General features: G+C 70.0%; 17 protein-coding genes. 12 read left to right on the top strand and 5 right to left on the bottom strand.

Annotated features, from left to right (window positions below; genetic code table 11):
- Window positions 1-221 precede the first annotated feature (221 nt).
- Entirely contained in the window at window positions 222-2,051 is a 1,830-nt protein-coding gene (locus V6M51_RS19620; protein ID WP_332769894.1) for a phosphoenolpyruvate carboxykinase (GTP), read from the top strand.
- A gap of 58 nt (window positions 2,052-2,109) precedes the next feature.
- The gene (locus tag V6M51_RS19615) at window positions 2,110-2,514 is read left to right on the top strand and encodes an endonuclease domain-containing protein (RefSeq protein ID WP_332769892.1); all 405 of its coding nucleotides are present in this window, start codon (window positions 2,110-2,112) and stop codon (window positions 2,512-2,514) included.
- A gap of 94 nt (window positions 2,515-2,608) precedes the next feature.
- Here the strand turns inward: V6M51_RS19615 and V6M51_RS19610 are convergent, their stop codons facing one another.
- Complete coding sequence (locus V6M51_RS19610; RefSeq protein ID WP_332769890.1) at window positions 2,609-4,975, bottom strand: DNA translocase FtsK; 2,367 nt, start codon at window positions 4,973-4,975, stop codon at window positions 2,609-2,611.
- A gap of 200 nt (window positions 4,976-5,175) precedes the next feature.
- Between V6M51_RS19610 and V6M51_RS19605 the strand changes: the two genes are divergently transcribed.
- The gene (locus V6M51_RS19605; protein WP_332769889.1) at window positions 5,176-5,574 is read left to right on the top strand and encodes a hypothetical protein; all 399 of its coding nucleotides are present in this window, start codon (window positions 5,176-5,178) and stop codon (window positions 5,572-5,574) included.
- A 153-nt stretch (window positions 5,575-5,727) separates the two neighbouring features.
- On the opposite strand, the gene V6M51_RS19600 is transcribed toward V6M51_RS19605, so the two are convergent.
- Together V6M51_RS19600 and V6M51_RS19595 are read right to left on the bottom strand one after the other, a co-directional pair.
- Window positions 5,728-6,633 (bottom strand): dienelactone hydrolase family protein, encoded by a 906-nt coding sequence (locus tag V6M51_RS19600; protein WP_332769888.1) that lies wholly within the window; start codon window positions 6,631-6,633, stop codon window positions 5,728-5,730.
- 93 nt (window positions 6,634-6,726) lie between these two features.
- Complete coding sequence (locus V6M51_RS19595; protein ID WP_442957868.1) at window positions 6,727-7,377, bottom strand: alpha-ketoglutarate-dependent dioxygenase AlkB; 651 nt, start codon at window positions 7,375-7,377, stop codon at window positions 6,727-6,729.
- On the opposite strand from V6M51_RS19595, the gene V6M51_RS19590 reads away from it, so the two are divergent.
- The 3 genes from V6M51_RS19590 (at window position 7,376) to dnaJ (ending at window position 11,252) form a co-directional block, all read left to right on the top strand.
- A complete protein-coding gene (locus V6M51_RS19590; RefSeq protein ID WP_332769885.1) occupies window positions 7,376-7,858 on the top strand; it encodes a hypothetical protein in 483 nt (160 codons plus the stop codon). The genes V6M51_RS19595 and V6M51_RS19590 overlap by 2 nt on opposite strands.
- A gap of 151 nt (window positions 7,859-8,009) precedes the next feature.
- Complete coding sequence (dnaK, locus tag V6M51_RS19585) at window positions 8,010-9,944, top strand: molecular chaperone DnaK (RefSeq protein WP_332770026.1); 1,935 nt, start codon at window positions 8,010-8,012, stop codon at window positions 9,942-9,944.
- Window positions 9,945-10,100: 156 nt separating this feature from the next.
- Window positions 10,101-11,252 (top strand): molecular chaperone DnaJ, encoded by a 1,152-nt coding sequence (gene dnaJ / locus V6M51_RS19580; RefSeq protein ID WP_332769883.1) that lies wholly within the window; start codon window positions 10,101-10,103, stop codon window positions 11,250-11,252.
- 48 nt (window positions 11,253-11,300) lie between these two features.
- On the opposite strand, the gene V6M51_RS19575 is transcribed toward dnaJ, so the two are convergent.
- Together V6M51_RS19575 and V6M51_RS19570 are read right to left on the bottom strand one after the other, a co-directional pair.
- On the bottom strand, window positions 11,301-12,866 hold the full coding sequence (locus V6M51_RS19575; RefSeq protein WP_332769881.1) for a flavin monoamine oxidase family protein: 1,566 nt from the start codon (window positions 12,864-12,866) through the stop codon (window positions 11,301-11,303).
- A 62-nt stretch (window positions 12,867-12,928) separates the two neighbouring features.
- Window positions 12,929-13,456, bottom strand: coding sequence for a GNAT family N-acetyltransferase (locus tag V6M51_RS19570; protein WP_332769879.1), 528 nt, complete (start codon window positions 13,454-13,456; stop codon window positions 12,929-12,931).
- Window positions 13,457-13,561: 105 nt separating this feature from the next.
- Here V6M51_RS19570 and mutS point away from each other — a divergent pair, with 105 nt between their 5' ends.
- The 6 genes from mutS (at window position 13,562) to trpS (ending at window position 23,197) form a co-directional block, all read left to right on the top strand.
- Window positions 13,562-16,240: a DNA mismatch repair protein MutS gene (gene mutS / locus V6M51_RS19565; RefSeq protein ID WP_332769877.1), complete on the top strand. Its 2,679-nt coding sequence runs from the start codon at window positions 13,562-13,564 to the stop codon at window positions 16,238-16,240.
- The gene (locus V6M51_RS19560; protein ID WP_332769875.1) at window positions 16,240-16,845 is read left to right on the top strand and encodes an HAD family hydrolase; all 606 of its coding nucleotides are present in this window, start codon (window positions 16,240-16,242) and stop codon (window positions 16,843-16,845) included. Before mutS ends, V6M51_RS19560 begins: the two co-directional genes overlap by 1 nt.
- Before the next feature lie 131 nt (window positions 16,846-16,976).
- Complete coding sequence (locus V6M51_RS19555; protein WP_332769873.1) at window positions 16,977-17,231, top strand: hypothetical protein; 255 nt, start codon at window positions 16,977-16,979, stop codon at window positions 17,229-17,231.
- Between the two features lie 99 nt (window positions 17,232-17,330).
- Entirely contained in the window at window positions 17,331-20,156 is a 2,826-nt protein-coding gene (locus tag V6M51_RS19550) for a [protein-PII] uridylyltransferase (protein ID WP_332769871.1), read from the top strand.
- A gap of 235 nt (window positions 20,157-20,391) precedes the next feature.
- Window positions 20,392-22,017 carry a murein biosynthesis integral membrane protein MurJ gene (murJ, locus tag V6M51_RS19545; protein ID WP_332769869.1) on the top strand — a complete coding sequence of 542 codons (1,626 nt, stop codon included), beginning with the start codon at window positions 20,392-20,394 and terminating at the stop codon, window positions 22,015-22,017.
- 142 nt (window positions 22,018-22,159) lie between these two features.
- Window positions 22,160-23,197 carry a tryptophan--tRNA ligase gene (trpS, locus tag V6M51_RS19540; protein ID WP_332769867.1) on the top strand — a complete coding sequence of 346 codons (1,038 nt, stop codon included), beginning with the start codon at window positions 22,160-22,162 and terminating at the stop codon, window positions 23,195-23,197.
- Window positions 23,198-23,241: the final 44 nt, after the last annotated feature.

Raw genomic sequence — 23,241 nt, 5'->3', positions numbered from 1 at the left:
AGTCTGATTTCGACAGGCTGAAGCTTGGTGAATCTACGCGTCAATCGGCGCGTGATTTCGATGACACCGGTATCAATTCGCGCCGGCGGGGTAACTTGCCGCGTTAAGCTTGTGCCCTCGATTATTCATACTTATCACCGGCCGGACACCGCCCGCGACGCCCCCCTTCGGCGGGCCGTGGGCCTTTGTGATGGCGTGGGAATAAGAGGGGCGAAGCCTAGATGGGCAAGGCCATTCCGGGGCTCGACCAAGCTCCGACCAAGCATGCGGGCCTGTTGGCCTGGGTAAACAGAGTCGCGGCGATGACCCAGCCGGACCGAGTCCACTGGTGCGACGGCTCGGACGCCGAGTGGGCGGCGCTGACCGCCGAAATGGTGAAGGCGGGCACGCTTAAACCGCTGAATCCCGAGACGCGGCCCAACAGCTTCCTGGCGCTTTCGGACCCCAAGGACGTGGCCCGGGTCGAGAGCCGCACCTTTATCTGCTCCAAGGATCCCGCCGACGCGGGTCCGACCAACAATTGGCTCGACCCCGACGAGATGCGGGCCGATCTGGAAAACCTCTTCGAAGGCTGCATGCGCGGCCGGACCATGTATGTGGCGCCGTTCTGCATGGGGCCGCTGGGCTCGAAGATCTCCGCCCTGGGCGTCGAGATCACCGACTCGCCCTATGTCGCCATCTCGATGCGGGTGATGACCCGGATGGGCCAGAGCGCGCTGGACGAGCTGGGCGAGGACGGCTTCTTCGTCCCGGCCCTGCACTCCGTCGGCGCGCCGCTCGCGCCGGGCCAGGCCGACGTCGCCTGGCCCTGCAACGATATCAAGTACATCGTCCATTTCCCCGAGGCCCGCGAGATCTGGTCCTACGGCTCGGGCTATGGCGGCAACGCCCTGCTGGGCAAGAAGTGCTATGCCCTGCGCATCGCCTCGGTGATGGCCCGCGACGAGGGCTGGCTGGCCGAGCACATGCTGATCCTGAAGCTGACCTCGCCCACCGGCGCGGTTCGCTACGTGGCCGCCGCCTTCCCCAGCGCCTGCGGCAAGACCAACATGGCCATGCTGCAGCCCACCATCCCCGGCTGGAAGGCCGAGACGATCGGCGACGACATCTGCTGGATGCGGTTCGGGGACGACGGCCGGCTCTACGCCATCAATCCCGAGGCCGGCTTCTTCGGCGTGGCTCCCGGCACCGGGCACGCCACCAACCACAACGCGGTCGAGGCCCTGCACGCCAACACCGTCTTCACCAACGTGGCCCTGACCCCCGACGGCGACGTCTGGTGGGAAGGCCTGACCGACACCGCGCCGGAGGGCCTGACCGATTGGAAGGGCCAGGCCTGGACCCCCGGCGGCGAGCCTGCGGCCCATCCCAACGCCCGCTTCGCGGTGCCGGCCGACCAGTGCCCGGTGATCGCCGACGAGTGGGACGATCCGGCCGGCGTGCCGATCTCCGCCATCCTGTTCGGCGGCCGCCGCGCCAGCGCCGTGCCGCTGGTGACCGAGGCCTTCGACTGGGCGCACGGCGTGTTCCTGGCCTCCAATGTCGCCTCGGAAGGCACGGCGGCGGCGGAGAACAAGGTGGGCGAGCTGCGCCGCGACCCCTTCGCCATGCTGCCCTTCTGCGGCTACAACATGGGCGACTATTTCGGCCACTGGCTGAAGGTCGGCGCCGCCGCCGACCCCGCCAAGCTGCCGCGCATCTATTTCGTGAACTGGTTCCGTAAGGGCGCCGACGGCAAGTTCCTGTGGCCGGGCTACGGCGAGAACAGCCGGGTGCTGAAATGGATCGTCCAGCGGCTGGAGGGCGAGGCCGAGGCGGTCGACACCCCCATCGGCCGCCTGCCGACCAAGGAGAGCCTGGACTTGTCGGGGCTGAACCTGGCCGACGCGGCGCTCTCCACCCTGCTCTCGGTGGACGCCGAGGTCTGGGCCGAGGAGGCCTCCCTGATCCCGGACGCCTACCGCAAGTTCGGCGACCGCCTGCCCAAGGAACTTTGGGCCCAGTACGAGGCGCTCAACCAGCGTCTGGGCGCGCGCGCGGCGGCGGAGTAGCTGCAGGTCCTGGTACAAAGGCAGAACATCCGCTAGCTTTCTCGTGGGAGGAGGCTGGATGACGCGTCTGTTGGCGACCAAGAGGGCGCGCAATCTTCGTCGCGGTCAGACCCGGGCCGAGGCCTATCTGTGGCAGGCGCTGCGTGATCGCCGGCTCGGTGGATGGAAGTGGCGACGTCAGGTTCCCTGCGGCTCGTTCATCGCCGACTTCCTGTGCGTTGAGGCGGGTCTGGTCGTCGAGCTCGATGGCGGGCAACACGGTGAGGCAATCGAATATGACGCACGGCGGTCGGCGTATCTCGCGAAGCTTGGGCTGCGCGTGATCCGCTTCTGGAACAGCTCCGTGCTAGAAGGCCGGTCGGATGTTTGCGACGCGATCTACGCGGCTTGTGGCGCTGACGCGCCCTCGCTTCGCTCGCCCTCACCCTGCCCTCTCCCGCAAGCGGGAGAGGAAGAGGTTTGATCTGCGGCTTGTTCTCTACCCTCTCCCGCTTGCGGGAGAGGTGGCCCGAAGGGTCGGTGAGGGCGAGCGGAGCGAGGACGGCGAAGCCGTCTGACTAAGGCGCGGCGCCTACCAGCACTTCGCGCTTGCCGGCGTGGTTGGCGGGGCTGACCACGCCTTCCTGCTCCATGCGCTCGATGAGCGAGGCGGCGCGGTTGTAACCCACCTGCAGGCGGCGCTGGACATAGCTGGTGGAGGCCTTGCGGTCGCGGGTGACCACGGCGACGGCGCGGTCGTAGAGATCGTCGCCCGAGCCGCCACCCTCGTCGCCGAAGCCCCCTTCGCCGTCCTCGTCCTCATCGCCGCCGGCGGTGACGTCCTCGAGGTACTGGGGCTCGCCCTGGCTGCGCAGGAACTTGGCCACCGACTCCACCTCCTCGTCGGAGACGAAGGGGCCGTGCAGGCGGGTGATGCGCCCGCCGCCGGCCATGTAGAGCATGTCGCCCTGGCCCAGCAGCTGCTCGCCGCCCTGTTCGCCCAGGATGGTGCGGCTGTCGATCTTGGAGGTGACCTGGAAGCTGATCCGGGTCGGGAAGTTGGCCTTGATGGTGCCGGTGATCACGTCCACCGACGGGCGCTGCGTCGCCATCACCAGGTGGATGCCGGCGGCCCGGGCCATCTGGGCCAGGCGCTGGACGGCGCTTTCGACCTCCTTGCCGGCCACCATCATCAGGTCGGCGACCTCGTCGATCACCACCACCAGATAGGGCATGGGCTTGGGATCGATCCGCTCGCTCTCGTAGATCGGCCGGCCGTTGTCGTCGAAGCCGGTCTGGACGGTGCGTTCGAAGTGTTCGCCCTTGGCCGAGGCCTCCTTGGCGCGCTCGTTATAGGAGGCGACGTTGCGCACCCCGATCTTCGACATCAGGCGGTAGCGGTCCTCCATCTCGCGCACGGTCCACTTAAGCGCGACGATGGCCTTCTTGGGGTCGGTGACGACGGGCGCCAGCAGGTGCGGGATGCCGTCATAGACGCTGAGCTCCAGCATCTTCGGGTCGATCATGATGAACCGGCACTGCTCGGGGGGCAGGCGGTAGAGGATCGACAGGATCATGGCGTTGACGCCCACCGACTTGCCGGAGCCGGTGGTGCCGGCGATCAGCAGGTGGGGCATCTTCGACAGGTCGGCGATATAGGGCTCGCCGCCGATATTCTCGCCCAGCGCCATGGGTAGGGCCTGGGTCGAGCGCTCGTATTCGGCGCTGGCCAGCAGGTCGCGGAGATAGACGGTCTCGCGCCGCGCATTGGGCAGCTCGATGCCGATGGCGTTGCGGCCGGGCACCACGCTGACGCGGCAGGCGGCGACGGACATGGAGCGGGCGATGTCGTCGCTGAGCGCCACCACCCGAGCCGACTTCACCCCGGCGGCCGGGACCAGCTCATAGAGGGTGACCACCGGGCCGGGACGGATCTGGTCGATGGCGCCGCGCACGCCGAACTCGGCGAGCACGCTTTCCAGCAGCTGGGCGTTCTGGCGCAGGGCCCCCTCGTCGAAGGCCGAGGCGCGGGGCTTGGGCTTGGCCAGCATGGCCAGCTCCGGCAGGGCGAAGCCGCCCGGCTTGACGAAGTCGAAGGCGCCCTGGGCCTCGCGCTGCTCGCGGCCGGAATCCTTGGGGCCGGCCTTGGGGGCCTTGATCGCGACGGGCGCGGTCAGCAGCTCAGCGGCGGGCGCCGGCGCCGGGGGAAGCGGATCGGCCAGGGACGAGGCGGGAATCCCCTCACCCTTGGCGGCGCGGGCGCGGCGGGCCACCGAGGGGCGGGCCTCGGCCTTGGCCGGCGGCGGGGCCGGGCGCTTCTGGGTGGCCTCGCGGATCCAGAGCAGGGCGGCGGCGAGCTCGTCGCGGCGCACGCCGATGGCGTAGCCCAGGCCGGTGGCGGCCGCGGCGGCCAGCAGGCCCGCCGAGAGCACGGTTCCGAGCGGCACGTGGGCGTAGGCGAAGACACCGGCCAGGCCGCGCAGCAGGCCGTCTCCCCAGAATCCGCCCAGGCCCTTGGCCAGCGGCCAGGCGGCCGGCGGGGCGGGGGCCGAGAGCAGTCCGGCCAGCGCCAGGACCCCCAGGGCGCCCACGAAGGCGCGCAGCCGCACCAGGCCGCGGGTCTGGTCGGGCTGGGGCGAGGCGGCGCGATAGAGGCCGAACAGCACCATCAGCAGAGCGGCGACCCCGGCGGCCAGGCCTAGGGACTGCATGCCCGCGTCGGCGGCGGCGGCTCCGGGGCCGCCCAGGGCGTTGAGCGGGGCGACGGCCGAGGCGGCGTTCAGGCTGGGATCGGCGGCGTTGTAGGTGACGAGGGCGACGGCGAAGGCCAGGCCGGCGGCGGCGATCAGCCCGCCTCTGAGCCGCGCGGTGGTCGGATGGGTCCAGGCGAGGCCCGCGATGTGCAGCCCCAACTCCAAACCCGTTTTCCGCGCCATCCGCGCCATGCCGCCGCTCCCCGTTCTGGAAACGCCATATCTGCGGCCTAGAGGGTTAAGAGGCGTTTACTCTGCCGTGACGAGAGTGCGGCCTTTTCGCAGCTTTCCTGCGCGCGATCGCCGCCGAAACCGGCGTCCACTTTCGGCTATCGCGCTGTCGCCGATTGTGGCCGGGCCCAGAGCCGATTAGGTTCGCGGCCATGTGGAGCATGCCTCAAAGCGCCCTGCGGGTCGTGGCCGTGATTATCGCCGTCTGCGCCGTCAGCGGTTTCGCGCTGGGCCTTCGCAACGTGCCCGACAAGCCGCGGCTGCCCGGCGAATCGGCGGGCGGAGCGGCCTCGGCCCTCGAAGCCACCGACGCCCAGCCGGTGGGCGAGCTGCTGGTCACCGATCCGCCGCCTCCCCCGCCCGAGGAAAAGGCCGACGAAGAGGACACCACCGAGAAGACCGAGGAAGTCCGCGCCGCCGAGATGGCCAGGCTGGAGGCCGAGGCCAAGGCGCTCGCCGCCGCCAAGGCCGCCGCCGCGCCCAAGGCGCCGGCGCCGGAGGACAAGGTCGGCGACCTGATCGAGGCGCTGCCGCCGCCGCCGGAACAGCCGCCCTACTGACGGTCCAAAAACAATCGTCATCCTCCGGGCTCGCGAAGCGAGATCCAGGAGACCCAAGCCGATTCCGCCAAGTCCTGAGAGTCAGCCGCCAGCGTCCCCCGGATCGTCTTTCAGACGACCGGAGGATGACGAGCGTTGGGAATGCGGCTCGTCTTACCGATAGCTCTTCGGCTTGACGCCGTTGGCCGCGAAGTGGGCCAGCATGCGGTTCCAGGCGTCTGCGGCGGCCGTGGCGTCGTAGCTGGCGCGGTAGTCGGCGTGGAAGCCGTGCTGGCTGTCCGGATAGAGCACCAGGTCGGACCTGGCCTTCTTGGCCGCGACCAGGGCCGCCCGCATGGCCTCGACGTCGCTGACCGGGATGCCGCCGTCCTTGCCGGCATAGAGGCCGAGCACCGGGGCGCCCAGCTGGCCGACCACCTGCAGCGGCCAGGTGCGGTTGGGCTCGCCCAGGAACTCGCCGGGCTTGGGGGCCGACAGGCGGCCGTACCAGGCCGCGCCAGCCTTGAGATCCTTGAACCGGGCCGAGGACAGCCAGACGATGGCTCCGCCCCAACAGAAGCCGGTCATGGCGATCTTGCCCTTGTCGGCGTATTTCTGGGCCTTGATGAAGGTGAGCGTCGCGGCGACGTCGCCCATGATCTGGGGTTCGGAGGCGTCGCCCACGATCTTTCGGATCTCGGCGAAGTTGGCGACCTTGGACGGGTCGCCCTGGCGCACGAAGAGGTCCGGCGAGATCGCCACATAGCCCAGCTTGGCAAGCCTGCGACAGACGTCGCGGACGTACTCGTGCAGGCCGAAGACCTCGGGGATCACCACCACCACGGGGAAGCGGCCCTTGGCGTCCGGCCGGGCGACGAAGGCGGGGATGGCGCGGTCGGGGGTCTCGACCATCACCATCTCGGTGACCAGGCCGGCGGCGTCGGTGACGATGGGTTCGGCCTGCGCGGAGCGGGCGGCGAGCGCGTAGCTCGCCAGCACGGCAGCAGCGAGCCCGCGGCGGGAAAGGTGGAAATCCTCGGGTTCGGCGCCTTCCGGCCGGGTGGGGGTGAGCACGACCATGACCAGTGACCTCTTGCGGTAAGCGCCTCCATTTGCGTCCGGCGGGGCGGCGGAGTCAAAGGCGCGTTGGGGCCGCATTGGGCCGGTGGCGGCTCAAGCGGGGGCCGCGCGCCGCAGGGTCAGATTGATCCGCCCACCCCCCGGAATCAGCCGCGAGGACCCGGGCAGGATCCGATCCACCCCGTGATGGATCAGCCGCGCCTCCCCGGCCAGCAGGCAGACGTCGCCCGAGGCCAGCCGCACGGAACGCGTGGGATCGCCGCGCTTCAGGCCCCCGACCCGGAACACCGCCGTGTCGCCCAGCGAGACCGAGAGCACGGGGAAACCAAAGTCGGCCTCGTCGCGGTCCTGGTGCAGGCTCATCCGCGCCTGCGCGTCGTAGAAATTGACCAGGCAGGCGTCGGGCGGGGTCTTGGGATCGGCGAGTTCGGCCCAGAGATCCAGCAGGGCCTGGGGGATGTCGGGCCAGGGCGCGCCGGTGGTCGGATGGCGCGGCTCGTAGCGGTAGCCGGAGGCGTCGGTGGTCCAGCCGAGCGCCCCGAAGCTGGTCATGGCCACGCTCATCGGCTTGCCGCCCGGGGTCACCTGACGGACGAAGGGGGCGGCCTGGACCCGGGCCATGACTTCGTCCAGCAGGGCTTGCTGGGCGGGTAGGTCCAGGGCGCCGGGCAGCAGGCGCAAACCGATGGTCGAAGCAGGGCTCATCAGGGTCCATATAGGGGCGATGGACGGTATTTCGCTCATGAAGCCGCTGCGATGGCGAGCTTTGACCGACGGCGAGCGGCGGCTTTCGGACGAGGTGTTCGGCGCGGCCCTGGCCCTGGCCCGCATCCGCATCTTCAGCATCCCGATCTGGAACCGGCCATTCGTCCCCAACGGGCGGCTGGTGGTGTGGCCGGCCATGGGCGCCTATGCCGACTTTTCTCAGGCGCCGCTGTGGATCCGCTCGGTGCTGGTGCACGAACTGGTCCACGTCTGGCAGGCCCAGTCCGGGGTCAACCTGCCGCTGGCCAAACTGCGCTGCGGGGACGGTCCGGCGTCCTATGCCTATGATCCGACCGACGGTCGGGAATTTTCCGCGTTGAATATCGAGCAGCAAGCCATGGTGGTGCAGCATTCCTACCTGGCGCGCCGGGGCGGGGCCGCGCCTCATTCCGCGCCAGCTTATGCAAGGATTCTAGAAGCTTGGCCGAACATCGATCCATCAAGCCCCCGCATTGATTAGGGTCATTACCCTTGTAGGGGGCGCGGGCGATCCCATATCGCGACTCGACGCCGGTTTCCCCGTGGGTTAACCGGCCGAGCCCTTATTCGAACCGGGGACGTTGAGAAGAAACGGGGTGCTTCATCCGAAGGCCCTTCAGACGGCGTCCGCCATTCAGGAGCGAGCAAGACTCGATATGAGCAAGATCATCGGCATCGACCTGGGCACGACCAATTCGTGCGTGGCCATCATGGACGGCAAAACGCCCAAAGTGATCGAGAACGCCGAAGGCGTACGCACCACCCCTTCGGTGGTGGCCTTCTTGGAGGACGGGGAACGCCTCGTCGGCCAACCGGCCAAACGCCAGGCCGTGACCAATCCGTCCAACACCCTTTTCGCCATCAAGCGGCTGATCGGCCGCAACTACAACGATCCGGTGGTCGAAAAAGACAAGCACATGGTGCCCTACGAGATCGTCAAGGGTCCCACGGGCGACGCCTGGGTCAAGGCCCAGGGCAAGGACTATTCGCCCCAGCAGGTCTCCGCCTTCATCCTGCAGAAGATGAAGGAAGCGGCCGAGCAGCACCTGGGCGAAAAGGTCGAGAAGGCCGTCATCACGGTCCCGGCCTATTTCAACGACGCCCAGCGCCAGGCCACCAAGGACGCGGGCAAGATCGCCGGGCTTGAGGTCCTGCGCATCATCAACGAACCCACCGCCGCGGCGCTCGCCTACGGGCTGGAGAAGAACGAAGGCAAGAAGATCGTCGTCTACGACCTGGGCGGCGGCACCTTCGACGTCTCGATCCTGGAGATCGGCGACGGCGTCTTCGAGGTGAAGTCCACCAACGGCGACACCTTCCTGGGCGGCGAGGACTTCGACCTGCGGATCGTCGACTACTTGGCCGACGAGTTCAAAAAGGAAACCAGCGTTGACCTGCGCAAGGACAAGCTGGCCCTGCAGCGCCTGAAGGAAGAAGGCGAAAAGGCCAAGAAGGAGCTCTCCTTCACGGCCCAGTACGAGGTGAACCTGCCCTTCATCTCGATGAACGCCTCGGGCCCGCTGCACCTGAACATCAAGCTGTCGCGCTCCAAGCTGGAGGCCCTGGTCGAGGACCTGGTCGCCAAGACCGTCGGTCCTTGCGAGCAGGCGCTGAAGGATGCGGGCATGAAGAAGTCCGACATCGACGAAGTGATCCTGGTCGGCGGCATGACCCGCATGCCCAAGGTCGTGGAGACGGTGAAGGAGTTCTTCGGCCGTGAGCCGCACACCGGCGTGAACCCGGACGAGGTCGTGGCGCTGGGCGCCGCGGTCCAGGCCGGCGTGCTGCAAGGCGACGTCAAGGACGTGCTGCTGCTGGACGTGACCCCGCTGACCCTGGGCATCGAGACCCTGGGCGGCGTCTTCACCCCGCTGATCGAACGCAACACCACCATCCCGACCAAGCGCTCCCAGACCTTCTCCACCGCCGACGACAACCAGTCGGCCGTGACGATCCGGGTGTTCCAGGGCGAGCGGCCCATGGCGGCCGACAACAAGATGCTGGGTCAGTTCGACCTGGTCGGCATCCCGCCGGCCCCGCGCGGCGTGCCCCAGGTCGAGGTCACCTTCGACATCGACGCCAACGGCATCGTGAACGTTTCGGCCCGCGACAAGGCCACGGCCAAGGAGCAGTCGATCCGCATCCAGGCCAATGGCGGGCTCTCCGACGCCGACATCGACAAGATGGTCAAGGAAGCCGAGTCCAACAAGGCCGAGGACGAGAAGCGCAAGGCCCTGGTGGAAGCCAGGAACCAGGCCGAGGCGGTGATCCACTCGACCGAGAAGGCGCTGGCCGAGCACGGCGACAAGATCGTCGGCCCGGACAAGGACGCTATCGAGACGGCGCTCACCGACCTGAAGTCGGCGCGCGAGGGTGACGACGCCGAGGCGATCGCCGCCAAGACCCAGACCCTCATCCAGGCTTCGATGAAGCTGGGTGAGGCCATGTACGCGGCCCAGCAGGGCGGCGGCGCGGCCGGGGATCAGCCGGAAGCCTCGGGCGACGACGTGGTCGACGCCGAGTTCGAGGAAGTCGGCGACGACGACGACCAGAAGAAGTCGGCGTGACGTTTCGCCCCATGGGCGCTTTCCGCAGGCCTTGCGAGAAGGCGCCCTTGGGGCGTCCGTCCATTTGCGCGGAGAGCTCGGTTGGACCAGACCTTGCAGCGATGCTCGCGCCCACCCACCTCATTCACACAGATCAATTTGAACGCCTGACATAAGATGCGGGATTATTACGACATCCTGGGCGTAGCCCGAGGCGCGGACGACGCGGCCCTGAAGGCCTCCTTCCGCAAGCTGGCCATGGAACATCACCCTGACCGCAATGGCGGCTGCGGTGAGGCCGAGGGCCGATTCAAGGAAATCAACGAGGCCTATTCCGTCCTCTCCGATCCACAGAAGCGTGCGGCCTACGATCGCTACGGCCACGCCGGGGTCAACGGCGCCAATGGCGGCGGCGGAAACGGCCAGTTCCACGACGTGAACGACATCTTCAACGAGGTGTTCGGCGACGTCTTCGGCGACATGTTCGGCGGTCGCGGCCGTCAGCGCGGCGGCCCGGCCCGGGGCCAGGACCTGCGCTACGACCTGGAGATCACGCTGGAGCAGGCCTATGCCGGCTCCGAGGTCGAGATCACCGTCCCGGCCTCCATCACCTGCGAGACCTGCGAGGGGTCGGGCGCCAAGCCCGGCTCCAGCCCGACGGTCTGCGGCAGCTGCGGCGGCGCGGGCCGCGTGCGCGCCAGCCAGGGCTTCTTCTCCATCGAGCGGGCCTGCCCGCGCTGCGGCGGCTCCGGCCGCCTGGTGCTGGACCCCTGCGAGGACTGCCACGGCCACGGCCAGGTGCGGAAGGAACGCGTCCTGCAGGTGCGCATCCCGGCCGGCGTGGACGACGGCGCCCGGATCCGGCTGGCCGGCGAGGGCGATGCGGGCGCGCGCGGCGGATCGCGCGGCGACCTTTACATCTTCCTGTCGGTGAAGCCGCACGAACTGTTCGACCGCGACGGCCTGGACCTGCTCTGCACGGTGCCGGTGCCGATGTACGTGGCGGCGCTCGGCGGCGACATCGAGGCCCCCTGCCTGATGGGCGGCGAGAACTGCGACGGCGAATGCCGCATCGAGGTCAAGGTGCCCGAGGGCTCCCAGACCGGCCGCACCGTGCGCCTGAAGGGCAAGGGCATGCCCTCCCTCCGCTCGCGCGAACGCGGCGACCTGGTGGTGGAGCTGTTCGTCGAGACCCCGAGCAAGCTCAGCGCCCGCCAGAAGGAGCTGATGCGCGAACTGGCCGAGCTCTCCGGCGAGCAGCAGCACCCCAAGTCCGCCAACTTCATCGGCAAGGCCAAGCGCTTCTGGGAAGACGTGACCAGCGCCTAGGGCGAGCTTGAGGTGGCCGCCTGGACGGCGGCGCCTACGTCCTCTGGATCAGGCCGCGACCCGGGCGCGGATCAGCTTGATGGCCTCGTGGGCCGAGAGCACGGCGCCCTCCTGCCAGGCGTTGAGATAGCTCATGTGCTCGCCGGCGAAGAGGAACGGCCCGTCCGGCTTGCAGAGCAGGGCGTAGGCGTGCGCTCGCTGGGACTCCTGCCATCCGACCGCCGCGGCCTCGGCGAATTCCGTCTGGGCCCAGCAGACCGTGACCGGTCTGGCCAGTTCGCGACCGCGGCCGGGATGGAATTTCTCGATCACCCGGCGGCAGATCTCGAAGCGCTCCTCGAAGGGCAGGGCGGCGAATCGCCCCGGCGCGACGGGCGACGAGAAGCCGATGGAATAGGCGCCCACCAGGATGCCGGTCTTCTCCGAGAGCCCGCCGGAGGGATACCAGACCGTCTCGTTGATCTCGTCGGTCCAGCCCAGGCCGCCGAACTGGAAGTCGTCCTGCTCCCAGAACCGGCGGGTCTCGAAGGCGACCTTGGTCCCGCTGAAATAGCCCCGCGCCCCATCGGCGACGGCGGCCTTGACCGGTGGCGAGAAGTCCGAGGGGATCTTGGCCAGGACCGGCAGGGGCAGGGTGCAGATGACGTGGTCGGCGTCCAGGACCCGCTCGGCGGCGCCCTCCGTGTAGGTGATCCTCGCGCCGGCTCCCGCGCGGCGAATGGCCTGGATCCGGCAGCCCAGCCGCACGGCGGGCTTCACCCGCTCGTAGAGGGCGTAAGCGATCCGGTCCATGCCGCCCACCGGCTGCAGCATGGTCGCCTGCATGTCGGCGAACTCCTCGAACAGCAGGCTGACCCCCCAGAACCTCGCCTGGGCCATGTCGCTGAGGCGCAGGGGCGGGGCGTTCACCGGCGCCTGCAGGTAGGCGCCGGGATGGGTGGAGAACAGCGCGCGGTCGGAGCCGGCATAGGTCTTGTTGCGGTCGAGCGCCCCGTAGGCCGAGAGATAGGCCATCAGCCGTTCGCGATCGACGCCGGTCAGTTCGCGGTCCAGGGCCCGGCGGTCGATGGCCTTGGCCAGGAGTTCGGAAAACGCGCCGCGCGTGTCGTTGGTCGCCTGGCCGTTGGTGACCACCTGGCCGTTGAAGTCGAGCTTGGCGGCGCGATTGGCGTTGACCATCACCTCCAGCGGCACGCCCAGGTCGCGGCAATAGGCCAGCACGGCGTGATGCGATTGCGGGATGCGGCCGGGGCCGGCGTTGAAATAGTGGTTGGGCTCGCGGGCCCAGTCGACCACCTGGTCCGGACGGCCGAGCTGGCGCACGGTGTCGCCGCCGCGGATGGTCCAGCTGCGCCCACCGGGGCGGTCCAGGGCCTCCAGGACGGTGACCTCGTAGCCGGCCTTGCGCAACTCGAGCGCCGAGACCAGGCCCGCGACCCCGCCGCCCAGCACCGCCACCTTGATGCCGCGCCCGGAGCCGGCCGGCAGCTCCGGCGGCCCCGCATAGGCCGGCGAGGCCGCCAGCAGCCCGAGCGCCTGCATGGCGGTGAAAACCGCGCCATAGCCGCCGGCGCGGCCGAGCGCGGTGAGGAAAGTCCGACGCGAAACACCCATGAAACGCCCCCGCCCTTGGATGGCGCGTCAGGCGCCAGCCGTCGATCATCCGGAAATCCGGCTCAGCCGTCCAGCAGCGCCCCGATCTCAGGCCAGCGATAGCTGACCTCATAGGTCACGCCCCCGGGGCCGGCCTCGCGGCGGGGGGCCTCGGCCTGGCCGCCGAGGTGCTCGTAGAAGCCTCGCGCCGGGATGTTGTCGCGCAGCACCGAGATCAACAGGGAGGTGGCGCCATTGGCCGCGAACACGCGGGCGATGGACGAGACCAGCCGCCGGCCGGTCCCCTGGCCCTGGGCGGTCTTCAGGAGGTAGAGGGTGGTGATCTCCGCCTCGCCAAGCCGCCGGGCGCGGGAGGGGCCGCCGGCCACATAGCCCACCAGGCCCTGGCGGTCGGCGGCGGCCAGGGTCGCCTCGTGTTCGCCGGGGCGCAGCAGGCTCATCCGGAAGCGCCGGGTGTGCACGCCGGGCGACAGCCGGGCCAGGTAGGAGTCGGGCAGCAGGCCGCGATAGGTCTCGCGCCAGGAGGCCACATGGATGCGGGCCAGGTCCTCGGCGTCGTCGGGTCCAGCGGGGAAGATGACGTGGGTCAAGCGCAGCTCCTCACTCAAACCACAGCTTGGGAGTCCGGCGGCTAGGTTCAAGGGGTCTGTGGGGGCTGACGCGCGCGGCGGGCGCCGCTAGGCTCACGGCGACGCATGAACGCCCAGACCCCCGCCCTTCCCGACGCCGCCGGCGCCACGCCGGTCATGGCCCAGTTCTTCGAGGCCAAGTCGCGCCAGCCCGACGCCCTGGTCTTTTTCCGCATGGGCGATTTCTACGAGCTGTTCTTCGAGGACGCCGAACGGGCCTCCGCGGCCCTGGGCATCACCCTGACCGCGCGGGGCAATCATGGCGGGGCGCCGATCCCGATGTGCGGCGTGCCGGTCCATGCCGCCGAGGCCTATCTAGCCAAGCTGATCCGCTCGGGCTTCAAGGTCGCCGTCTGCGAGCAGATGGAGGACCCCGCCGAGGCCAAGAAGCGCGGCGGCAAGTCTATCGTCCGGCGCGACGTGGTCCGGGTGGTGACGCCGGGCACGCTCACCGAGGATGGCCTGCTGGACGCCCGAGGTTCCAACCGCCTGGCCGCCGTGGCGGTGCGGGCCGGCGCCGCGGCGGTGGCCAGTGTCGAGCTTTCCACCGGCGAGGTGGAGTGCATGACCCTCTCCCGCGACGGCCTGGCCTCGGCGCTGGCCTCGCTGGGACCGTCGGAGATCCTGGTCCCCGACCGGCTGTTCGCTGACGAAACCCTGCGCGAGACCTTCAAGAGCGTCGGCGGGCTGATCCAGCCCATGGCCTCGGCCCTGGCCGAACCCGCCGCCGCCGAGGCGCGGCTGAAGCGGCTCTACGGGGTCGACACCCTGGACGGGTTCGGTGAGCTGTCAGGCGCGGAGGTCTCGGCGCTGGGCCTGATCGCCGCCCATCTGGAGACCACCCAGGCCGGCCGTCTCCCGGCGCTCACCGCCCCGCGGCGGGCGGGCGAGGCCGACGTCATGGCCATCGACCCGGCCACCCGCACGAGCCTGGAGATCGAGAAGAGCCTGTCAGGCGCCCGCGACGGCTCGCTGCTGGGGGCCATCGACCGCACCATCACCGCGCCGGGCGCCCGGATGCTGGCCGCGCGCCTGGCCCGCCCGCTGCTGGACCCCGCCGCCATCGATGCGCGGCTGGACGCGGTGGAATGGTTCTGCGAGCGCCGGCCCCTGCGCCAGAAGCTGCGCGAGACCCTGCGCGGCATGGGCGACATGGCCCGCGCCCTATCCCGCCTGGCGCTCGGCCGGGGCGGTCCCCGCGACCTGGGCTGCCTGCGCGACGGCCTGGCCGGCGGCGAGGTGATCGCCAACCTGTTCACCCACCCAGAGCCGCTCGATCCGCCGCCGCCGGTCGAGATCGCCCGCGCGCTGGCCGCCCTCCACCCCCTGGCCGACGCCGACCTCGCCGAGTTCCGCCGGATGCTGGGCGAGGGCCTGGGGACCGACCTGCCGGCCCAGACCCGCGACGGCGGCTTCGTGGCCGCAGGCGTGCGCGCCGAGCTGGATCAGGCCCGCGCCCTGCGCGACGACAGCCGCAAGGTGATCCTGCAGCTCGAGGCTCGCCTGCAGGCCGAGAGCGGCGTGGCGCTGAAGGTCCGCCACAACGCGGTGCTGGGCTATTTCGTCGAGACCACCGCCAAGGCGGCCGAGCCGCTGATGGCCCCGCCGCTGAACGCCACCTTCATCCACCGCCAGACCCTGGCCAACCAGGTGCGCTTCACCACCGTGGAGCTGGCCGAGCTGGACGCCCGCATCGCCCAGGCCGCCGAGCGGGCGCTGGCCATGGAAGTCGCCACCTTCGAGGCCTGGCGCGAGGGCGCCATCGCGGTCGCCGCCGCCATCCAGGCCGCCGCGCAAGGGGCCGCGGCCCTCGACGTCGCCGCCGGGATCGCCGAATGGGCCGACGATGTGGGCGCCAGCCGTCCCATCGTCGACCGCTCCACCGTGTTCGAGGCCGAGGCGGCGCGCCATCCTGTGGTGGAGGCCGCGGTCAAGCGGGCCGGCGACCCGTTCACCCCCAACGACTGCCGCCTGGACGGCGCCGGCGTGGCGGGGGCCAGGCTCTCCATCGTCACCGGGCCCAACATGGCCGGCAAGTCGACCTTCCTGCGCCAGAACGCGCTGCTGGCGGTGCTGGCCCAGGCCGGATGCTTCGTGCCCGCCAAACGGCTGCGTCTGGGCGTGGTGGACCGGCTGTTCAGCCGGGTGGGGGCGGGGGATGACCTGGCGCGCGGCCGCTCGACCTTCATGGCCGAGATGGTGGAGACCGCCGCCATCCTGACCCAGGCCACGCCGCGCTCGCTGGTGATCCTGGACGAGATCGGGCGCGGGACCGCCACCTATGACGGCCTGGCCATCGCCTGGGCCTGCGCCGAGGCGCTGCACGAGACCAACCGCTGCCGGGGTCTGTTCGCCACCCACTATCACGAGCTGGCCGTGCTGGAGGGCCGCCTGGCCTTCGTGGCCAATTTGTCGCTCAAGGCCAAGGAGTGGAACGGCGAGCTGATCTTCCTGCACGAGGCCGGTCCCGGCCCGGCCGACCGCTCCTACGGCGTGCAGGTGGCCAAGCTGGCCGGGGTGCCGCCCGCTGTGGTGGTCCGCGCCCGCGAGGTTCTGGACCGGCTGGAGCGGGAGGCGGGCGCGCCGGCCCACCTGGACGACCTGCCGCTGTTCGCCGCCACCGCGCCCGAACCCGAGCGCCGAGGCCCCAGCGCCGCGGAGACCGCCCTGCGCGACCTCGATCCCGACAGCATGAGCCCCCGGGAAGCCATGGACGCCCTCTACCGTCTGAAGGGCCTGCTCTAATGGCTGTGCGGGCCCTGATGGTGGATGTCGACGGAGTGGTCGTCCGCCATCCCGACGGCCGCCGTTGGGACGCCGACATGGAGGCCGACCTCGGCCTCTCCCCCGACGACCTGCAGCGGGCGTTCTTCACGCCCCATTTCGAGGACATCGTGCTGGGCCGCGCCGACCTGCACGAGCGCCTGGCCCCGGCCCTGGCCGAGATCGCCCCGCACCTGACCAGCGACCGGCTCGCCGCCTATTGGTTCGAGCAGGACGGCCATCTGGACCACGTGCTGCTGGAGGACCTGGCCGCCTATCGCGCCGACGGACTGGAGCTGCACCTGGCCACGGTGCAGGAGCATCATCGCGCCCGGCACCTGTGGCAGTCCCTGGGGCTGAACGCCCAGTTCGAGGCCATGCACTACGCCGCCGACTACGGCTGCAAGAAGCCGGACGCGGCCTTCTTCCATCTGGTGGAGCAGCGCACCGGCTTCGCGCCGCACGAGCTGCTGCTGATCGATGACAGTGTGCGAAACGTGGAGGCCGCCCGCGCCTGCGGCTGGAACGCGATCCTCTGGACCGGCGAGCTGCGGCTGGCCGAGGCCCTGGCCCAGGCGGGGCTCTGAACCCTCCGGCCGCGGATTATTGTGCGTCGCACAATGTTAACCACCGCGCTGCACCATAAATTAATCTCCAGCGTCGAAAAGGCCCCCGTCAGCGCGGACATTCCTCCCGCCGCGCCAAAGGAGAATTTGAGATGATCCGCATTGCCGTCCTGACCGCAGCCGCCGCCATCGCCTTCGCCGCCCCCGCCTCGGCCGCCGAAGTCCGCGTTTCGCTGGTGGGCAAGTCCGCCGCCCAGATCGACGCCGACCTGACCCGCGCCGCCCGCACCGTCTGCATGCGCGAAACCTACGGCGAGAGCCTGATCGCCAACGCTTACGGCCGTTGCGTCCGCGCGACCCTGAAGACCGCCCAGGCCAAGCTGGCCGAAGCCCAGTCGGCCGACTAAGCCCAAGTTTCCTTTTGTTGCGTTCGAGGGCCGGCGGAAACGCCGGCCCTTTTTCGTATCCCCTGCCGCTGGCGCGCGGCTTGCCCTATATGCGGTGACATGCCCCCCCGCCTTCGCCCCACCCGCCTGGAATATGTCGTCGACGGCGTGCGGCTGCGCGCCCAGCTCTCGGCGGCGGCCCTGGATGCGGCGGGCGACGAGGCCGAGCAGCGTCGCCGCGCGCTGGAGATCCTCAAACAGGCCCTGTTCCGCGGCCGGATGATCGCCAAGGAGCGGCTGGAGAACGGCGCCGGCGGTATCGAGACCGCGCGGCTGCTGTCGGGGGTCACCGACGAGGTGGTCACCGCCCTATACGACTTCACCACCGTCCACGTATTCCGGGCCCGCAACCCCACCGAGGGCGAACGCCTGGCCCTGATCGCGGTGGGCGGCTACGGCCGCGGCGCGCTGGCGCCCTTCTCCGACCTCGATCTCTTGTTCCTGCGCCCCTACAAGCAGACCGCCCACGCCGAGAGCGTGATCGAGTACATGCTGTATGCCCTGTGGGACCTGGGTTTCAAGGTCGGCCACGCCTCGCGGACGGTCGAGGAGTGCATCAAGCTCTCCCGCGAGGACTACACGATCCGCACCTCGATCCTGGAGGCCCGGCGGCTGACGGGTGACGAGAAGCTGGCCGACGAGCTGACTCGCCGGTTCCGCGCCGAGGTGGTCAAGGGCACGGCGGCCCAGTTCGTCGCCGCCAAGCTGAAGGAGCGCGACGAGCGCCAGGACCGGGCGGGCGCCAGCCGCTACCTGGTCGAGCCCAACGTCAAGGAGGGCAAGGGCGGGCTTCGCGACCTCAACACCCTGTTCTGGATCGCCCAGTACCTGCATCCGGTCGCCCAGGTGGACGGCATCGTCCAGCTCGACATGTTCGAGCGCCGAGAGGTCGCCGCCTTCATCCGGGCCTTCGACTTCCTGTGGGCGGTGCGCGGCCACCTGCACTTCGCCACCGGCCGGCCCGAGGAGCGGCTGACCTTCGACCTGCAGCCGGAGATCGCCCGGCGGATGGGCTATGGCGACCGCGGCGACGCGCCGGCGGTGGAGCGGTTCATGCGCCGCTACTTCCTGATCGCCAAGGAGGTCGGCATGCTGACCCGGGTCTTCGCGGCCAAGCTGGAGGCCGAGCAGATCAAGCAGCAGCCGCGCGGCTTCTCGCGGCTGATCCCGGGGCGCGGGCGGCTGAAGAAGAAGCCGCTGGATCCCGGCTTCCACGAGGAGGGCGGCCGTCTCAACATCGACGGCCCGCACGTCTTCGAGGCCGATCCGATCAACATGCTGCGGCTGTTCCGCCTGGCCGACCGCCGCGACCTGGACCTGCACCCGGACGCCTTCACCGCCGCCAGCCGCGGCGTGGCCATGATCGGCTCGAAGGTGCGGCGCGACCCCGAGGCGGCCAAGGTGTTCCTCGACATCCTCGCCCACGGCCGCAATCCGCAGCGCACGCTGTCGATGATGAACGAGGCCGACGTCCTGGGGCGGTTCGTGCCGGAGTGGGGCCGGATCGTCGCCCAGATGCAGTTCAACATGTACCATTCCTACACGGTGGACGAGCACACCCTGCGGGCGGTGGGGGTGATCGCCGACATAGCCAACGGCCAGTTCGCCGAGGACCATCCGCTGTCGACGGCGATCATGCCGCTGATCGACGACCGCGAGGCCCTGTTCCTGGCCATGCTGCTGCACGACACCGGCAAGGGTGGGGCGGGCGGCCAGGAGAAGGCCGGGGCGCGGGCCGCGCGCCAGGCCTGCGAGCGCCTGGGCCTGGACCGCAAGCGCATCGAGATGGTGGCCTGGCTGGTTGAGCATCACTTGGTGATGAGCGACTACGCCCAGAAGCGCGACGTCTCCGACCCGCGCACCGTGGCCGACTTCGCCCGCATCGTGGAGACCCCGGAGCGCCTGCGCCTGTTGCTGGTCCTGACCGTGGCCGACATCCGCGCGGTGGGGCCGGGGGTCTGGAACGGCTGGAAGGGCCAGCTGATGCGCGAACTCTATGGCGCCACCGAAGCGGTGTTCCGCGGCGGGCGCGGCTCGGACGCCGCCGCCGCCATCCGCCGCTATCACGAGAACGCCGCCTATGACGCCCGCGTCCGGCTGATCGCCGCCGACCCCTCGTCCGAAGCCTGGGCCACGGCGATGGAGGACGCCTATTTCACCTCCTTCACCGACACCGAGATCCTGTCCCACGCCGAGCTCGGCCGCCGCGCCGAGCAGGCCGGGGGGGCCGCCGCCGAGGGCCATATCCGCTCGGGGCTCAACGCCTCCGAAGTGGTGGTCGCCGCCACCGACCGTCAGCGGCTGTTCGTCGACCTGGCCGCCGCCATCACCGGGGCCGGCGCCAATGTGGTGGGCGCACGGGTCTTCACCTCCCGCCAGGGTCAGGCCCTGGACGTGTTCTTCGTGCAGGATGTCACCGGCAAGCCCTATGGGGACGACAATCCCCGGGTGCTGACCAAGCTCGCCCAGTCGCTGGAGGCCGCCGGCCGGGGCGAGGTCAGCAAGGCCGAGCCGCGCCGAGTGGCCGATTTCGGCCGGGCCGCGGCCTTCACCATCACGCCCACGGTGATGCTGGACAACGAGGCCTCGGAAGCCTCGACCGTGGTTGAGGCCTCGGGCCGCGACCGGCCGGGCCTGCTGGTGGCCCTGGCGCGCAACATCTCCGAAGCGGGGCTCTCGATCCTCTCGGCCCATATCGACGGCTATGGCGAGCGGGCGGTGGACGCCTTCTACGTGGTCGAGGCCGACGGCCGGAAGCTGACCGACGGCAAGAAGATGATCGCGCTCAAAGCCCAGCTCATGGCCTCGCTCGAAGAGGTGGAGGCCGCCGCCACGCCCAAGTCTCGCGCCAATATCCAGAAGGCCCGCGCCAGCGTCGGGCGGTGAGGCGCGGTCGAACAGCGCCTCCTCTCCACCCGTCTTTCGGGGGGAGAGGGTAGGGTGAGGGGGGCTTTGCCGCTGCACTGAGTTCGTTGAGAGACCGGAGTGCGCCGCTTCGCGCCGCATCCCCTCACCCTACCCTCTCCCCTCGAAAGGGGAGAGGAGGCGATCCGACCACCAGCGCTCAGGGCCGCCGGTCATCCCTTGACCCCTGGAGGCGCGTCAGCGCACACAAACGCTCGTGACCGTCCCGCCATCCCCTCCGCCCAAGAGCGGCCTGATCCGCTCCTCGCTGGTGCTGTCGGGCCTGACCCTGGTCAGCCGGTTCATGGGGCTGGCGCGGGATCTCGTGCTCACGGCGCGGCTGGGGGCCAGCGCCACCATCGCCGCCGACGCCTATTACACGGCGCTCTCCTTCCCCAACCTGTTCCGGCGAATCTTCGCCGAGGGCGCCTTCACCTCGGCTTTCGTGCCCTCCTACACCAAGACCCTGGGCGGGGACGGCCAGGCGGAGGCCGACCGCATCGCCTCGGACGCCATGGCCACCCTGGCGGCGGCGACCCTTGTGCTGACGCTGGCGGCGCAGCTGGCCATGCCCTGGCTGATGTACGCCATCAATCCGGGCTATGCCTCGGACCCGGAGAAGTTCAAGCTGGCCATCGTGCTGACCCAGATCAGCATGCCCTACCTGCCCTGCATGGCGATCGGGGCCCTGCTGTCGGGGGTGTTGAACGCGCACCGGCGGTTCATCGTCACCGGCATCTTCCCGACCATCCTCAACGTGGTGATGCTGATCGCCGTCTGGCCGCAGACCGATCCGATCCGCGCCGCCTACGCCGCCTCCATCGGCATCCCCATCGCCGGCGTCCTGCAGGCGGGGCTGCTGTGGTGGGGGGCCAAGAAGACCGGCGCCAAGATCGCGCTGCGCCGGCCCAAGCTGACGCCCGAGATCAAGTCGCTGATCGCCCTGGCCATCCCCGGCGCCATCGCCGCCAGCGCGGTGCAGATCAACATCTTCATCTCCGGCATCCTGGCCTCCCAGGCGCCCGGGGGCCGCGCGTGGATGGAGGTCGCCGCCCGGCTCTACCAGCTTCCCCTGGGCCTGATCGGGGTCGCGGTGGGGGTGGCGCTGCTGCCCCGGCTCTCCAGCGCCATTCACGCCGGGGACCACGAGGACGCCCAGGGCGCCACCGACCAGGCGGTGATCTTCGCCCTGGCCTTGACCGCCCCAGCCGCCGCGGCCCTGGTGGCCATGCCCATCTTCCTGATCGACGGCCTGTTCACGCGCGGTGTGTTCACCCTGGAGGACGCGCGCCAGACCGGCCAGATCCTGTTCCAGTACGGCTGGGGCGTCCCGGCCTTCGTTCTCGCCAGAGTGCTGCAGCCGGCCTTCTTCGCCCGCGCCGACACCAAGGCGCCCATGCGGTTCGGCCTGATCTCGGTGGCGGTGAACATCGTGCTGGGCCTGTCGCTGTTCCCGCTGGTGGGGGTGCAGGGCATCGCCGCGGCGACCAGCGCGGCGGCCTGGCTCAATGTGCTGCAGATGGCGGTCCTGCTGGCTCGCCGGGGGGACTATTCGCCGACGCTCAAGGCCTGGAACCGCATCGTCCGGATCACCGTGGCCAGCGCGGCCTTCGGGGCCCTGCTGGCCTTCGCCTCGCACGAACGGGCCTGGCTGGAAGCGCCGCTGGAGGGCGTCCGCGTCCTGGGCCTGGGCCCCAAGGAGATCGCCGTACTCTGCGTCAGCGCCGTGGGCGTCGGGGTCTATGGCCTGCTGTTGCTGGCCTTCCGAGGGATCACGCCCAGCGAGATCCGCGCCGCCCTACGCCGCCGGGCCGGGGACCCGCCCATCCCCACAGACCTCTGACGGACTTGCGGGCCGCCGCGCGAAGCCTTATTCGCTGGCCATGGCTCAAGGACGAAACACCCGGCGATGGCGCCGCGCCTGACCCCGCCTTCACGGCGCGCGACGCCGCGCCTGTCTGTCCCCTCATTCGAAGCCTGACCCCATGACCGACCAAGCTCCTCCCGTCTATTCGGGCCCCTCGCGCGTGCTCTCCGGCGTCCAGCCGTCCGGCGCCCTGCATCTCGGCAACTATCTCGGCGCCCTGGTGAAGTTCACCCGCCTGCAGCACGAGATGGACACCTTCATCTTCGTGGCCGACATGCACGCCATCACCGTGTGGCAGGACCCGAAGCTGCTGGCCTCCCAGGTCCGCGAGATCGCCGCGGCCTATCTGGCGGCGGGCGTGGACCCCAAGAAGGCCACCATCTTCCCGCAGTCGGCGGTGCCCGAACACGCCGAGCTGGCCTGGGTGTTCAACTGCGTGGCCCGGCTCGGCTGGCTGGACCGCATGACCCAGTTCAAGGACAAGGCCGGCAAGCACAAGGAGCGCGAGAGCGTCGGGCTCTACACCTATCCGGTGCTCCAGGCCGCCGACATCCTGGTCTACAAGGCCACCCATGTGCCAGTGGGCGAGGACCAGCGCCAGCACCTGGAACTGACCCGCGACATCGCCGCCAAGTTCAACCACGACTTCGACGCTCCGGCCTTCTTCCCCCTGCCCGAAGCCCTGACCGAGGGTCCGGGGGCGCGGATCATGTCCCTGCGCGACGGCTCGGCGAAGATGAGCAAGTCCGACCCGTCGGACAATTCGCGGCTCAACCTGCTGGATGACGCCGACACCATCGCCCAGAAGGTGCGCAAGGCGCGGACCGATCCCGATCCCTTGCCCGCCACCCTGGACGAGCTGAAGGACCGGCCCGAGGCGCTGAACCTGATCGGCATCTACGCCGCCCTGGAAGGCCGTCCGCCGGCCGAGGTGCTGACCGAGTTCACCGGCCAGGGCTTCGGCCAGTCGTTCAAGCCGAAGCTCGCCGACCTGGCGGTGGCCAAGCTCGGCCCGGTGGGCGCGGAGATGCGCCGGCTGATGGCCGATCCGGCCGAGATCGACCGCGTCCTGGCCGACGGCGCGCAACGCGCTCGGGCCGCCGCGGCCCCGAACCTGGCGCAGGTGAAGAAGATCGTCGGCTACTGGGGAAGTTGAGCCGCTCCCCAAAGCTCGTCATCCTCCGGGCTCGCGAAGCGAGA

This window comes from Phenylobacterium sp. (assembly GCF_036677185.1).
Taxonomy (GTDB): domain Bacteria; phylum Pseudomonadota; class Alphaproteobacteria; order Caulobacterales; family Caulobacteraceae; genus Phenylobacterium.
The sequence above is the reverse complement of the archived record's forward strand: the minus strand, read 5'-3'. Positions and strand labels throughout refer to the sequence as shown.

Coding starts and splice junctions, on each gene's coding strand:
- V6M51_RS19590 (WP_332769885.1), top strand. CDS start 7,376: ATGAAGCCGCTGCGATGGCGAGCTTTGACCGACGGCGAGCGGCGGCTT.
- V6M51_RS19560 (WP_332769875.1), top strand. CDS start 16,240: ATGGCTGTGCGGGCCCTGATGGTGGATGTCGACGGAGTGGTCGTCCGC.
- V6M51_RS19615 (WP_332769892.1), top strand. CDS start 2,110: ATGACGCGTCTGTTGGCGACCAAGAGGGCGCGCAATCTTCGTCGCGGT.
- V6M51_RS19620 (WP_332769894.1), top strand. CDS start 222: ATGGGCAAGGCCATTCCGGGGCTCGACCAAGCTCCGACCAAGCATGCG.
- V6M51_RS19600 (WP_332769888.1), bottom strand. CDS start 6,633: ATGGTCGTGCTCACCCCCACCCGGCCGGAAGGCGCCGAACCCGAGGAT.
- V6M51_RS19555 (WP_332769873.1), top strand. CDS start 16,977: ATGATCCGCATTGCCGTCCTGACCGCAGCCGCCGCCATCGCCTTCGCC.
- mutS (WP_332769877.1), top strand. CDS start 13,562: ATGAACGCCCAGACCCCCGCCCTTCCCGACGCCGCCGGCGCCACGCCG.
- dnaJ (WP_332769883.1), top strand. CDS start 10,101: ATGCGGGATTATTACGACATCCTGGGCGTAGCCCGAGGCGCGGACGAC.
- V6M51_RS19605 (WP_332769889.1), top strand. CDS start 5,176: ATGCCTCAAAGCGCCCTGCGGGTCGTGGCCGTGATTATCGCCGTCTGC.
- V6M51_RS19595 (WP_442957868.1), bottom strand. CDS start 7,377: ATGAGCGAAATACCGTCCATCGCCCCTATATGGACCCTGATGAGCCCT.
- V6M51_RS19575 (WP_332769881.1), bottom strand. CDS start 12,866: ATGGGTGTTTCGCGTCGGACTTTCCTCACCGCGCTCGGCCGCGCCGGC.
- V6M51_RS19610 (WP_332769890.1), bottom strand. CDS start 4,975: ATGGCGCGGATGGCGCGGAAAACGGGTTTGGAGTTGGGGCTGCACATC.
- V6M51_RS19550 (WP_332769871.1), top strand. CDS start 17,331: ATGCCCCCCCGCCTTCGCCCCACCCGCCTGGAATATGTCGTCGACGGC.
- trpS (WP_332769867.1), top strand. CDS start 22,160: ATGACCGACCAAGCTCCTCCCGTCTATTCGGGCCCCTCGCGCGTGCTC.